This window comes from Agromyces agglutinans (genome assembly GCF_009647605.1).
In the GTDB taxonomy this organism is placed as follows: Bacteria; Actinomycetota; Actinomycetes; order Actinomycetales; family Microbacteriaceae; genus Agromyces; species Agromyces agglutinans.
This window is the reverse complement of record NZ_WJIF01000009.1, coordinates 145,097-158,249: the sequence shown is the minus strand read 5'-3', so window position 1 is coordinate 158,249 and position 13,153 is coordinate 145,097. Positions and strand designations below refer to the sequence as shown.

The window sequence follows — 13,153 nt, the reverse complement described above, 5'->3', positions numbered from 1 at the left end:
GGCCGCGCAGCCCGCGCCGCCGGTCGCCGCACCGGCCCCGGCCGCACCGCCTGCGGCTCCGCCCGTACCGCCGCAGGCGCCGCCGGTCCAGCCGCCGGCGTAGCCGCCGGCTGGCGGGCTCGAGCCGGTCGCTGTCGGACCCGCCGCCTACACTTGGAGGGACATGACCCTCATCCTCGACCCCGACGAACCGGCCGGCTGGCGCGAGGCGCCCCACCGAGCCGACACCGCCGACGACCCGCTCACGGCGGGCCTGAACCCGCAGCAGCTCGAAGCGGTCGAGTACCGCGGCCCGGCGCTGCTCATCGTCGCCGGCGCCGGCTCCGGCAAGACCCGCGTGCTCACCCACCGCATCGCGAGCCTGATCCAGCGCCGTGAGGCGTGGCCCAGCCAGATCCTCGCGATCACCTTCACCAACAAGGCGGCCGCCGAGATGCGCGAACGCGTCGAGGCGCTGCTCGGCGAAGGGGCATCCGGCATGTGGATCTCGACGTTCCACTCCGCGTGCGTTCGCATCCTGCGTCGCGAGGCCGAGTCGATCGGGCTGAGCTCGACGTTCACGATCTACGACTCGGCCGACACCCGCACGGTGCTCAAGCGCATCATCAAGCAGCTCGACGCCGACACCATGGGGTTCACGCCGGCCAGCGCCCAGGCGAAGATCTCGAAGCTGAAGAACGAGCTCGCCGACGTCGAGTCGTACGCGCGCAACGCGAACCTCAACGACCCGCAAGAGGTCATGTTCCTCGAGATCTTCCGGCAGTACACCCGGCGGCTCCGCGAGGCATCCGCACTCGACTTCGACGACCTGATCGCCGAGACCGTGTACCTGTTCCGCGCGTTCCCGAAGGTGGCGGCGCTCTACCAGCGCCGCTTCCGGCACCTGCTGGTCGACGAGTACCAGGACACGAACCACGCCCAGTACGCGCTGATCCGCGAGCTCACGAGGCCGGTCGAGCGCGCCATCGTCGACGAGCTCGACGCCCACGGCGTGCTGGTGCGCGGCCTCGTCGACGAGCGCGGCGAGATCCCGGGCGCCTCGCTCACCGTGGTCGGCGACTCCGACCAGTCGATCTACGCGTTCCGCGGCGCCGACATCCGCAACATCGTCGAGTTCGAGCGCGACTTCCCGGGTGCGAGCGTCGTCCTGCTCGAGCAGAACTACCGGTCGACGCAGAACATCCTCTCCGCGGCGAACGCGGTCATCTCGAACAACTTCGACCGCAAGGACAAGAAGCTCTGGACCGCCGACGGCGACGGCGACCAGATCGTCGGGTACACGGGGTACACGGCGCACGACGAGGCGCAGTTCGTGGTCGACGAGATCGAGGCGCTGCACCGGGCCGGCACGGCCTACCGAGACATCGCCGTGTTCTACCGCACCAACGCGCAGACGCGCGCGCTGGAGGAGATCTTCGTGCGCTCGGCCGTGCCGTACCGCGTGGTCGGCGGAACCAAGTTCTACGAGCGCGCCGAGATCAAGGACGCGATGGCCTACCTCATCGCGGTCGCGAACCCGCTCGACGAGCTCGCCCTCCGGCGCATCCTGAACACGCCCAAACGCGGTATCGGGCCCGCGACCGAGACGGCGATCGCGACCTTCGCCGAGCAGAACGAGCTGACCTTCCGCCAGGCGATGCGCTCGGCCGGCGAGCTCGGGCTCGGCCCGAAGGTGACGGGAGCGATCAACGCGCTCGCCGACGTGCTCGATGAGGCCGCCGCGATGCTCGTGCCGTCGCAGGCGGGCATCGAGGCGGGCACGAACGAGGGCGCTTCGAAGGTCTCCGACGTGCTCGTGTTCCTCATGGAGCGGTCGGGGCTGCTCGACGCCCTGCGCAACAGCCGCGACCCCCAAGACGAGACGCGGGCCGAGAACGTCGAGGAGCTCGTCGCGCAGACCCGCGACTTCGACCGCGAGAACCCGCAAGCGACCCTCGTCGACTTCCTCACCCAGGTGTCGCTCGTCGCCGCGGCCGACGAACTCGACGACGCGTCGGGCACGGTCTCGCTCATGACGCTGCACACCGCGAAGGGCCTCGAGTACCACGCGGTCTTCCTCACGGGGCTCGAAGAGGGCCTGCTCCCGCACCAGATGTCGGCCACCGAGCCCGGCGGCCCCGCCGAGGAGCGACGGCTCTTCTACGTCGGCATCACCCGGGCGCGCAAGCGCCTCTACCTCTCGCTCGCGATGAGCCGGGCCCAGTTCGGCGAGGTCGCGGTCGCGATGCCGAGCCGGTACCTGCAGGAGATCCCCGAGGGACTCATCGACTGGAAGCAGTCGCCCGGCATGGCGACGAGCCGCGGGGGCACGCAGCCGCGCGCACTCAACGCCCGGCGCGGCCAGGGCGGCGGGGCATCCGGCGGTGCCTGGGGCACGCGCGGTCGCGACCTCGAGCGGTTCAGCGTCACGAAGAACGCGGGCGCCAAGACGGAGTGGGCGAACCGGGTCACCGGCACGGTGCGCGACAACGGCGACCTGACCCTCGAGCCCGGCGACCGCATCCGGCACGCCGACTTCGGCGAGGGCCGGGTCAGCCAGGTGACCGGCGAGGGCACCAAGCGCATCGCGCACGTGAGCTTCGACACCGCGGGGGCGAAGAAGCTGCTCATCAAGATCGCCCCGATCGAGAAGCTGTGAGCTGGCCGATCCGCGCCACGCGCGAGGTGTACGCGAACCCATGGATCCGCGTCGTCGAAGACGAGGTGGAGCGCCCCGACGGCGCAGCGGGCATCTACGGCGTGCTCGAGGTGCGCCACACCGCGGTGTTCGTGGTCGCGGTGACCGAGGCCGACGAGGTGCTGCTCGTGACCGTCGACCGGCACACGGTCGGACCGTCGGTCGAGGTGCCCGCCGGCGGCACCGACGGCGAGGACCCGCTCGAGGCGGCCCGACGGGAACTGCTCGAGGAGACCGGCTATGAGGCTGCGCAGTGGCGCGAGATCGGCCGCATGAACGCCCTCAACGGCATCTGCCGCGCGCCCGAGGTCGTCTTCCTCGCCACGGGCCTCGCGCCCGCGGGCTCGGCCGGGCACTCGCAGGCCGAAGAGGGCATCAGCGACGTGCGGGCGGTGCCGTGGCCCGAGGTCGTGCGCATGATGCGCGCGGGCGAGATCACCGACGGCGAGACGGTCGCCGCCCTCTGCTACGCGGCGATGGAGCTCGGCCGGCTCGCGTGAACGTCCGTTCGCTCGACGTCGAGGTCGCGCTGCGCGCGGCGCTCGCCGCGGTGGTGCCGCTCGCGATCCTGCTGTCGATCGGGCGCCCCGAGTGGACCCCGTATGCCGCGTTCGGCGGTATGACCGCGATCTTCGGGCGGGGTGAGGCGTATCGGGGGCGACTGCGGACCGTGACGGTCGCGACGGTCGGGCTCGTGGCGAGCGTGGCGCTGGGCATCGCGGCGGCGGTCGCGGCCCGCGGGAGCGGCGGAGGCGCGGTCGGCGTCGGCTCGGCGGCCTCGGCCGAGGCCTCAGCGGCCACGGCGATCACCGCGCTGATGCTCGTCGTCGTGCTGGTGGGCGGAGTGCTCGCCGTCAACGTGGCGCGCCTCGCGCCGCCGACGCCGCTGTTCTTCGTGTTCGCCGTCCTCGTCTGTGCGGCGGTGCCGACGCCGACGGCCGAGGTCGGCGTGCGACTGGGCATCGCGATCGGCTCAGCCGCATTCGCGTGGGCGCTCAGCCTCTCGGGTCGGCTGCTGCGCCGCGTGGGCTCCGCCCGGTTCAAGCCGCTGCGACCACCGGCACCCGTCCGATGGTCCGCCGTGCGCGACCCGGCCGTCTGGACCGTGATCGCCCTGCACGTCGTCGGCGCGCTGCTCGCCGGCGGCATCGCCCTGGCGTCGGGGCTAGGGCATCCGTACTGGGCGGTGGTCAGCGTCTGCGCCGTGATCCCGCCGGCGGGTGCCGCGCACTCGCTGTCGCGGGCGTGGCACCGTGTGCTCGGCACCGCCGTGGGCGTCGGTGTGACGGCCCTGATCCTCTGGCCCGATCCCGCGGCCTGGGTGCTCGTCATCGTCGTCGCCGTCGCGCAGTTCGGCGCCGAGGTGCTCATCGGACGCCACTACGGTGCGGCGCTGGTCTTCGTGACCCCGCTCGCCCTCGTCGTCGCGCACCTCGCCCAGCCGGTGGCGGTCGGCGGCCTCCTCGTCGACCGGCTCGTCGAGACCGCGCTCGGCTGCGCGGTCGGCATCCTCGCCGTGCTCGCAGGCCGCGCTATCGACGCTCGTCGCGGGGCGCGAGCCGGGAGATGAGCGCCATCGCATCGACGGGTGCGCGCACCTTCAGGTCGTTGTCGAAGTAGGCGTAGGCGTCGCGGCCCGCCGCGAGGTGCCCGCGCATCCAGCCGGCCCAGCGGTCGAGCGCCTCATCGTCGTAGCCCGAGGCGTACAGCTCGGTGTCGCCGTGCAGCCGCGCGTACGCGAAGTCGGCGGTGACGACGTCGAGGCGCGGGAACCGGCCTGCCGTGTCGGCCGTGACCGACGCGACGCCGTGCGCTCCGAGCAGATCGGTCCAGGCATCCGTCTCGAAACTCGGATGCCGCACCTCGACCGCGTGGCGGAGCGGGCGGTCGTCGCCGGGGGAGACGTCGAACCACGCGCGCCCGTCGAGCCGCTCGTCGTGGCCGCGGGCCAGGCGCGCGGCGTCGGCGCGCGTGCGCGGGAGCATCCGGAGGAAGTCGTCGAGCAGACCGCCATCGAACGCGAGGTTCGGCGGCAGCTGCCAGAGCACGGGACCGAGCTTCGCGTCGAGGGCGAGCACGCCGCTCGCGAGGAAGTTGGCGAGGGGCGCCTCGATGCCGCGCAGGCGCTTGAGGTGCGTGATGAAGCGCGGTGCCTTCACCGCGAACACGAAGTCGCCCGGCACCGTGTCGCGCCAGCGCACCCAGTTCGCGGGCTTCTGGAGCGCGTAGAAGGACCCGTTGACCTCGATCGAGGTCAGGCGTTCGGCGGCGTACGCGAGCTCGTCGGCCTGGCGTAGGCCCTTCGGGTAGAAGGCGCCGCGCCAGCGCGGGTACACCCACCCGGAGATGCCCACCAGCGCGCGCGACGGGCCGGGGGACGAGGCATCCGTCATGCGCCAAGTCTCGCAGGCGTCCTGCCGGCGAGATCAACCCCCGGACGCGATCGTCGCTGCTCGGGGGTAGCGTTGACCGACGACGGAATGTAGCATGTCTGCTACACTGGATAGTCGAAACATGATCGGAGCGGGCATGACCACCCAACCCGTCGTCGACGTGCGGGGCCTGCGGATGCGCTACGGCACCCGCGACGTACTCGACGGCATCGACGTGCGCATCGACCGGGGCGAGGTCGTGGCGCTGCTCGGCCCGAACGGGGCCGGCAAGACGACCACGATCGAGATCCTCGAGGGCTTCCGGCGGCCGACCGCGGGCACCGTCGCCGTGCTCGGCGAGGATCCGGCGCACGCCGGCGACGCCTGGCGTGCGCGGGTCGGCGTGGTGCTGCAGTCCTGGCGCGACCACGCGCGGTGGCGGGTCGGGCCGCTGCTCGAGCAGTTCGCCGAGCTGTACCGGCCGTTCACCGCCGAGGGTCGCCGAGGCCCGTACGACCTCGCCGAGCTGCTCGACCTCGTCGGACTGGCGGAGCACCGCGGGGCGCTGGTCCGCTCGCTCTCGGGTGGCCAGCGACGGCGCCTCGATGTCGCGATCGGGCTCGTGGGCCGGCCCGAGCTGCTCTTCCTCGACGAGCCGACGACCGGGTTCGACCCGGTGGCGCGCCACGAGTTCCATGAGCTCATCAACCGGCTGAGCGACTTCGACGACACGACCGTGCTGCTCACGACGCACGACCTCGCCGAGGCCGAGAAGATCGCGTCGCGCATCCTGATCCTCGACGGCGGGCGCATCGTGGCCGACGGCAGTGCCACCGACCTCGCCCGATCCGTCGCCGGGGTCAGCGAGATCTCGTGGCGCGAGGGCGGCTCGCGGCAGGTGCACAGCGCGGCCGATCCGGTGCCGTTCGTGCGCGACCTGCTCGCCCGCCCGGGCGTGCAGGTCACCGAGCTGCAGGTGCGCTCGCAGACGCTCGAGGAGACCTACCTCTCGATGGTCGCCAGGCACGAGGCCGCGGGCGACCGTCACCCGATCGACCAGGAGGCGTCATGACCACCGCGCTGCGCGCCGGCATCCGCCGGGGCCTCACCGAGTTCGGCATCTCGCTGCGAACCCCCGGAGACGTGCTGTTCATCATCATCGGCCTCGTGATCGTCGCCGTGGTGCTGTGGCTGAACCGCGACGCCGAGTTCGCGCCCGGGGCGCCGCTCGGCTGGTACGTCGTGCCGAGCGTGCTCACCATCCAGCTGCTGTTCATCGCGACCTACGGCCTCGCGACCGTGATCGTCACCGAGCGCGAGGACGGCACGCTCATGCGAGCCCGGTCGCTGCCGTCGGGCCTGCGGGTCTACGCCGTCGGGGTCACCACGCGCACGCTCGCCGAGATCGCCTGCACCGTGCTGCCGACTCTGGTCATCGCCGCGATCATCCTCGGCGGCGACCTCGGCCTCGATGCACTCGGAGTCCTCCAGGTGCTCGCGATGCTGGCACTCGGCACGGTCGCGCTCACGCCGTTCGGCTTCGTCGTCGGCACGGTGTTCCGCAACCCGCGCGCCGTCGGCGGCTGGGGCTTCCTCGTCGTCGGGGCGGTCGCGCTGGTGTCCGGGCTGTTCCAGCCCCTCTCGACGCTGCCGGCCTGGGTGCAGCCGATCGGGCTCGTGCTGCCGCTGTACTGGATCGGCCACGCGATGCGGTCGGCGTTCCTGCCCGACGAGTTCGGCGTCGTCGAGATCTGGGGCGGATGGCACGTGGGGCTCGCGTTCGCGATCGTCGCGGCCTGGGCGGTCGTGGGCCTGGTGCTCGCGCCGCGCCTGCTGCGCCGGGTCGCTCGACGCGAGACGGCGTCGGGCATCGAGGCGCGCCGCCAGGCGGCGCTGCAGCGCGCATGATGCCGGCCCCCGGCGAACCGGGAGGGCGCGCGGCCGACGCGCGGGACGCGCCCCCGGGCGCCGGCCGCGGCGACCTCGTGCACAACCGCGTCGCGATGCTCCGCGCCGAGCGGCGGATCTCGCGGCGCGAGTTCGCCGAGGCGATCGGCGTGCACTACCAGACCGTCGGATACCTCGAGCGGGGTGAGTTCAATCCCAGCCTGCACCTCGCCCTCCGCATCGCGCGGTTCTTCGAGGTGCCCCTCGAGTTCGTGTTCTCGCTCGACGAGTTCCCGCGGATCGGGCCGCAGGGCGGCTGAACGGGGTATCCGATCAGGCAAGCGCTTACCCGCTCGGGGCGACGCGGCGCGCATCGCGAACGCCCGGCCGACAGCGCCCGAGGCTCCGCGAGTTCGGCCGCGCCATTCCGGAGGGGTAGCATGGCAGACGGCCCGTGCCGATATCTCGACATCGAGAGAGTTCGGGGCCGGGTCCTCACACCCCACCATCCCTGCGCGAGACCCGCGCGGACCGATTGGAAGCAGAGCGTGGATCTTTACGAGTACCAGGCCCGAGACCTCTTCGAACAGTACGGCGTGCCGGTGCTCGCCGGCATCGTCGCCGACACCCCCGAAGAGGTCCGTGCCGCCGCCGAGAAGCTGGGCGGCGTCGTCGTCGTCAAGGCGCAGGTCAAGACGGGCGGCCGCGGCAAGGCCGGCGGCGTCAAGGTCGCCAAGACGCCCGACGAGGCGGAGGAGGCCGCTCGCGCCATCCTGGGCCTCGACATCAAGGGGCACGTCGTCAAGCGCGTGATGGTCGCCGCGGGCGCCCGCATCGCGCAGGAGTTCTACTTCTCGGTCCTGCTCGACCGCGCCAACCGCTCCTACCTCTCGCTCACGAGCGTCGAGGGCGGCATGGAGATCGAGCAGCTGGCCGTCGAGAAGCCCGAAGCGCTCGCGCGCATCGAGGTCGACCCGACCGTCGGCATCGACGCGGCGAAGGCCCGCGAGATCGCCGTCGCGGCGAACTTCCCGGCCGACCTCGTCGACAAGGTCGCCGAGGTCTTCGTGAAGCTCTACGAGGTCTACAAGGGCGAAGACGCGACGCTCGTCGAGGTCAACCCGCTGATCCTCGACGACGACGGCAACGTCATCGCCCTCGACGGCAAGGTCACGCTCGACGAGAACGCCGAGTTCCGCCACGCGGGCCACGCCCTCCTCGAGGACAAGGCCGCGGCCGACCCGCTCGAGGCGCAGGCCAAGGCCCTCGACCTCAACTACGTCAAGCTCGACGGCGAGGTCGGCATCATCGGCAACGGCGCGGGCCTGGTCATGTCGACCCTCGACGTCGTCGCCTACGCGGGCGAGAACCACGGCGGCGTCAAGCCCGCCAACTTCCTCGACATCGGCGGCGGCGCCTCGGCCGAGGTCATGGCCAACGGCCTCGGCATCATCCTCGGCGACCCGCAGGTCAAGAGCGTGTTCGTGAACGTCTTCGGCGGGATCACGGCGTGCGACCAGGTCGCCAAGGGCATCGTCGGCGCGCTCGCCGAGCTCGGCTCGGCCGCGAACAAGCCGCTCGTCGTGCGCCTCGACGGCAACAACGTGGTCGAAGGCCGCCGCATCCTCGAGGAGGCCGCGCACCCGCTCGTCACCCTCGCCGAGAACATGGACCAGGGCGCCGACAAGGCCGCCGAGCTGGCGAACGCCGCGTAGAGAAGGACTGCAGAGCAATGACGATCTTCCTCAACAAGGACTCCAAGGTCATCGTCCAGGGCATCACCGGCGGCGAGGGCTCCAAGCACACCGCGCGCATGCTCGCGGCGGGCACCCAGGTCGTGGGCGGCGTGAACGCCCGCAAGGCCGGCACCACGGTGCTGCACACCGACGCCGAAGGCAACGCGGTCGAGCTGCCCGTGTTCGGCACGGTCGCCGAGGCGATGGAGCAGACTGGTGCGGATGTCTCGATCGCGTTCGTGCCGCCCGCGTTCACGAAGGACGCCGTGATCGAGGCGATCGACGCCGAGATCCCGCTCCTCGTGATCATCACCGAGGGCGTGCCCGTGCAGGACTCGGCCGAGTTCTGGGCCTACGCCAAGGAGAAGGGCGGCGCGACCCGCATCATCGGGCCGAACTGCCCCGGCATCATCAGCCCCGGCGAGGCGCTGGTCGGCATCACGCCGGCGAACATCACCGGCAAGGGCCCGATCGGCCTCGTCTCGAAGTCGGGCACCCTGACCTACCAGATGATGTACGAGCTGCGCGACCTCGGCTTCTCGACCGCCATCGGCATCGGCGGCGACCCGATCATCGGCACCACGCACATCGACGCGCTCGCCGCGTTCGAGGCCGACCCCGAGACCGAGGCGATCGTCATGATCGGCGAGATCGGCGGCGACGCCGAGGAGCGCGCGGCCGACTTCATCAAGGCCAACGTCACGAAGCCGGTCGTCGGCTACGTGGCCGGGTTCACGGCTCCCGAGGGCAAGACCATGGGTCACGCCGGCGCGATCGTGTCGGGCTCGGCAGGCACCGCGCAGGCCAAGAAGGAGGCCCTCGAGGCCGCCGGGGTCAAGGTCGGCAAGACGCCGTCCGAGACCGCGAACCTCCTCCGCGAGGTCTACGCCGCGCTCTCGGCGTAGCACCCGCACTCGACGACGGCCCCGCAGGCGATCGCCTGCGGGGCCGTCGGCGTCGCCGGGCGCGGCAGTACGCTGGTGACGTGAGCGGTGGAACGGATGCCTCCCGCGCGGCGGGTGCGCCGCAGGCGGATGCATCCGCCGGCGGTCGCGCGATGGACCGGATCGTGCGGGCCAGCTTCACGACCGAGGAGTCGGTGTACGGCGTCATCCTGGTCGCGGGGATGATCATCGTGAGCGCGAGCCATGCGTCGAGCTCGTGGCAGGTGTTCTGGACCGTGCTCGTGACCGTGATCGTGTTCTGGGCGGCGCACGTGTACGCCGGCACGGTGGCCCACCACGGCTTCGCCGACGGCGAGGTCGTCGGCATCGGCGAGGCGTTCCGGATCGCGCTGCACCGCTCCTGGGGGCTGCTGGCCTCGGCGATGATCCCCTCGCTCATCCTGCTGGCCGGCGCCACGCGCGTCATCGACGACGTGGCGGCGGTCTGGACGGCGCTCTGGTCGGGCGTGGTCGTGCTCGCGGTGCTCGGCTGGATCGCCTTCGCGCGGCGCGGTGCCGCCTGGCCGTTCCGCGCGCTCGGCGCGCTCGCGACCGCGGGCTTCGGCCTCGTGATGATCCTGCTGAAGGTCCTCGTGCATTGACGCGAGCCGCGCGTCGGAGCGCCGCGCGCGGGGCGGATCCGATGCGGAATGCAGCGCCGCGGGCGGCTGCGACGCTAGGGTCGCGGTAGGGGTGAGTCGAGGGGGGATATCGGTGGACGGATCGAACGCCGCGCTGGAGGCGCGCATCGCGGAACTCGAGGCCGAGAACGCGTCGCTCCGGGCGAGCCGCGCGACGTCGGCGCCCGGCGTCGCCTCCGAGGTCCCCGGGAAATCACGCCGGAAGGGCCGCGGTCGCTCGGTGCTCTCCGCGGTGGTCATCGTCGTGGCGCTCGTGCTGACGCCGGTCGCCGTGCTCACGAGCTGGGCGAGGTGGCAGCTCGTCGACACCGACCGCTTCGTCTCGACGTTCGCGCCGCTGGCCGAGGAGCCGGCCGTGCAGGCGTACCTGACCGACGAGGTCACGGCGGCGATCGAGGCCCAGGTCGACATCCCGGCGCTCACAGCCGACCTGTTCGACGGGTTGCGCGCGCTCGACCTGCCGCCGCGTGCGGAGGATGCGCTGGGCCTGCTCGAGGCGCCGGCGACCCAGGGGCTGCAGTCGCTCGTCGCGCAGGTCGTCGAGCGGGTCATCAGCTCCGACGCGTTCGCCGACACGTGGGCGAACGCGCTGCGCGTCACGCACCGGCAGGCGATCGCGGCCATCCAGGGGCAACCCGACGCGGCGCTGGAGATCGGCGCGGGCGGGCAGCTGAGCATCCAGCTCGGCCCGATCATCGCCGAGGTGAAGCAGCGGCTGATCGAGAACGGCGTCGGCTTCGCGCAGGCCATCCCCGAGATCGACCGCAGCGTCGTGATCGCCGAGTCGAACGCGTTCACGCTCGTGCAGACGATCTACGCGCTCGCCGTCGCGGTCGGGCTGTGGCTGCCGTGGATCGTGGTCGCGCTGCTCGTCACGGGCGTGCTGATCGCCCGGCACCGCGCGAATGCCGTCGTGTGGACGGCGGGTGGCTTCGCCCTCGTCATGGCGCTGATGGCGGCGGGTGTCGGTGTCGGGCACCTGTTCTTCGTCGCGACGGTGAGCCCGTCGATCATGCCGCTCGACGCCGCCGACGTGCTGTACGACCAGATCATCGACTTCCTCCGGTCGACGATCGTCGCCGCGCTGGTGCTCGGCATCCTCGCCGCGGTGATCGCCTGGTGGGCGGGCCCGAGCCGCCCCGCCCGGAGCCTTCGCGGGTTCTCCACGGCGGGCTTCGCCGCGATCCGCGGCCAGGGTGAGAACTACGGCGTCACGACCGGATCGTTCGGCGTGTGGCTGGATCGCTGGCGCACGGCCCTGTACGCCGCGATCGCGATCGTCGCGACGCTCGTGGTGCTGCTGATCCGCCCGATCACGACCGGACGCGTCGTCGCCACGGTCCTCATCGCGATCCTCGCGATCGTGCTCGTGGAGCTGCTGCGTCGCCCGCCCGCCGAGGAGGTCGTCGAAGCGGAGGCCGAGGCGAAGCAGGCGGCAGCCGACGAAGAGGCCGTGGTCTCCGCGGAGCGATGAGTCCGCTTCCGTCGGGATCGGGCACGCCCGCACGTCACCCGCGGGAGGGGCGCCGCGCCCGATAGGCTCGCGGAGCAATGACTCGCCTGACCTGTGCCCTGCTGGCCGCACTCGAGGCCGCGGTCGCGGCACTCATCGGCCTCGGCATCGCGGTCCTGCCGATGATGCTGCTGTGGTCGGTGCACTTCGGGCTCACGGTCGACCTCGCCGTCTTCCTGCGGGCCGCGGCCGATGTCTGGCTGCTCGGCCACGGGGTCGACCTCGTGGCGCAGCTCGATCCGGTGACCGCCGATCGAATCGGACTGCCGGGCGCCGGTGAGCCGTTCCCGATCACCATCGCCGTCCTCGGGTTCGGGCTCGTCACGATCCTGTTCGCTCGTCGCATCGGCCGGCGTGCGGCCGCGACGGGGCACGCCGTGACCGGATGCCTCGCCGCCATGGCCGTCGCCGCCGGCATCGGCGGGACGCTCGCGATCCTGGCCGCCGATCCCGCGGCCCGCCCCTCGGTCTGGCAGGGGTTCGTGCTGCCCGCCGTCGTCGTCGGCCTCGGTGCGGTGATCGGCGCCGCATACGAGCTGCTTCGTGCCGAGGCATCCGCCCGACCGGATGCCTCGCCGGGCACGCTGCTCGCACGCTGGCGCGACCTCCCGGAGGCGCCGCTCGCTGCCGCGCTCGCCGCGGTGCGCATCGGCGCCGGTTCGGCGTTCGGCATCCTCGCCGTCGCGGCGGTCCTCGTCACGGTGCTGATCGCGGTCGACTACGCGACGATCGTGGGCCTCTCCCAGGCGCTCGGCGCCGGTGCCGACGGCGGGATCGCGATCGCGATCGCCGAGCTCGCGCTGCTGCCCAACGTGGTCGTGTGGGCCGCGTCCTGGTTGCTCGGCCCGGGGTTCGCGCTCGGCGCGGGCTCCTCGCTCTCGCCGACGGGCACGCTGCTCGGCCCGGTGCCCGGGCTCCCACTCGCCGGCATCCTGCCCGCCGAAGGAGCGGCGCTCGGCATCGTGTGGCTCATCGTGCCGCTCGTCCTCGGGTTCGCGGGCGCCACGGTCGCGTGGCCGTGGTTCCTCCGCACGCCCGGCCGCACCGCGCACGCGTGGTGGATGCCCGTCGCGGTGTCGGCCGCGGCCGGCCTCGTCGCGGGCGTCGTGCTCGGCCTGCTCGCATGGTGGTCGGGCGGGGCCGTGGGCCCGGGCCGGCTCGCCGTCGTGGGCCCCGAACCGCTGCCGGTCGCGGCGATGGCCGCGCTGACCGTGTTCCTCGGCTCGATCGCGGGGGCGTTCACGGCGCGTGCGAAGCCGCGCGGCGGTCGGTTCGCCGACGAGCGGTCGGCGTTCGACGAGTTCGACCGGCCGGAGCCCGCGTACCGCGGCTGAGCGTGCGACCGCGGGGTGCGTTCGTGCGCACGCGCTGCGGCCGAGAAGG

Annotated in this window: 12 protein-coding genes; 11 read left to right on the top strand and 1 reads right to left on the bottom strand. The window is 72.4% G+C overall.

Translation table 11 applies throughout. The features are described 5' to 3' along the window. Nucleotides 1–163 precede the first annotated feature (163 nt). From GE115_RS14745 to GE115_RS14735, 3 genes are read left to right on the top strand one after another with little or no spacing between them, the layout of a single operon-like run. Nucleotides 164–2,638, top strand: a complete 2,475-nt coding sequence (locus GE115_RS14745) for an ATP-dependent helicase (RefSeq protein ID WP_153685527.1) — start codon at nt 164–166, stop codon at nt 2,636–2,638. Beyond that, nucleotides 2,635–3,177 (top strand): NUDIX domain-containing protein, encoded by a 543-nt coding sequence (locus tag GE115_RS14740; protein WP_312855214.1) that lies wholly within the window; start codon nt 2,635–2,637, stop codon nt 3,175–3,177. The genes GE115_RS14745 and GE115_RS14740 overlap by 4 nt, the downstream gene beginning before the upstream one ends. Beyond that, complete coding sequence (locus GE115_RS14735; protein WP_312855213.1) at nt 3,174–4,247, top strand: FUSC family protein; 1,074 nt, start codon at nt 3,174–3,176, stop codon at nt 4,245–4,247. Before GE115_RS14740 ends, GE115_RS14735 begins: the two co-directional genes overlap by 4 nt. Here GE115_RS14735 and GE115_RS14730 read toward each other — a convergent pair. Further along, entirely contained in the window at nt 4,210–5,070 is an 861-nt protein-coding gene (locus tag GE115_RS14730) for a DUF72 domain-containing protein (RefSeq protein WP_153685526.1), read from the bottom strand. The two genes, GE115_RS14735 and GE115_RS14730, sit on opposite strands and share 38 nt — an antisense overlap. A 136-nt stretch (nt 5,071–5,206) precedes the next feature. On the opposite strand from GE115_RS14730, the gene GE115_RS14725 reads away from it, so the two are divergent. The 8 genes from GE115_RS14725 to GE115_RS14690 all read left to right on the top strand — a co-directional run bounded on the left by GE115_RS14725 (nt 5,207) and on the right by GE115_RS14690 (nt 13,104). Then, complete coding sequence (locus GE115_RS14725; protein WP_216648847.1) at nt 5,207–6,121, top strand: ABC transporter ATP-binding protein; 915 nt, start codon at nt 5,207–5,209, stop codon at nt 6,119–6,121. Further along, complete coding sequence (locus GE115_RS14720) at nt 6,118–6,957, top strand: ABC transporter permease (protein WP_153685524.1); 840 nt, start codon at nt 6,118–6,120, stop codon at nt 6,955–6,957. The genes GE115_RS14725 and GE115_RS14720 overlap by 4 nt, the downstream gene beginning before the upstream one ends. Beyond that, on the top strand, nt 6,954–7,256 hold the full coding sequence (locus GE115_RS14715; RefSeq protein ID WP_246190810.1) for a helix-turn-helix transcriptional regulator: 303 nt from the start codon (nt 6,954–6,956) through the stop codon (nt 7,254–7,256). The genes GE115_RS14720 and GE115_RS14715 overlap by 4 nt, the downstream gene beginning before the upstream one ends. A gap of 228 nt (nt 7,257–7,484) precedes the next feature. Then, complete coding sequence (gene sucC / locus GE115_RS14710; RefSeq protein ID WP_312855212.1) at nt 7,485–8,651, top strand: ADP-forming succinate--CoA ligase subunit beta; 1,167 nt, start codon at nt 7,485–7,487, stop codon at nt 8,649–8,651. Nucleotides 8,652–8,668: 17 nt separating this feature from the next. Further along, nucleotides 8,669–9,577 (top strand): succinate--CoA ligase subunit alpha, encoded by a 909-nt coding sequence (gene sucD / locus GE115_RS14705; RefSeq protein WP_153685522.1) that lies wholly within the window; start codon nt 8,669–8,671, stop codon nt 9,575–9,577. Between the two features lie 80 nt (nt 9,578–9,657). Next, complete coding sequence (locus GE115_RS14700; protein ID WP_153685521.1) at nt 9,658–10,218, top strand: hypothetical protein; 561 nt, start codon at nt 9,658–9,660, stop codon at nt 10,216–10,218. A 112-nt stretch (nt 10,219–10,330) separates the two neighbouring features. Further along, the gene (locus tag GE115_RS14695; RefSeq protein WP_216648846.1) at nt 10,331–11,731 is read left to right on the top strand and encodes a hypothetical protein; all 1,401 of its coding nucleotides are present in this window, start codon (nt 10,331–10,333) and stop codon (nt 11,729–11,731) included. Between the two features lie 77 nt (nt 11,732–11,808). Then, entirely contained in the window at nt 11,809–13,104 is a 1,296-nt protein-coding gene (locus GE115_RS14690) for a cell division protein PerM (RefSeq protein ID WP_153685520.1), read from the top strand. Nucleotides 13,105–13,153: the final 49 nt, after the last annotated feature.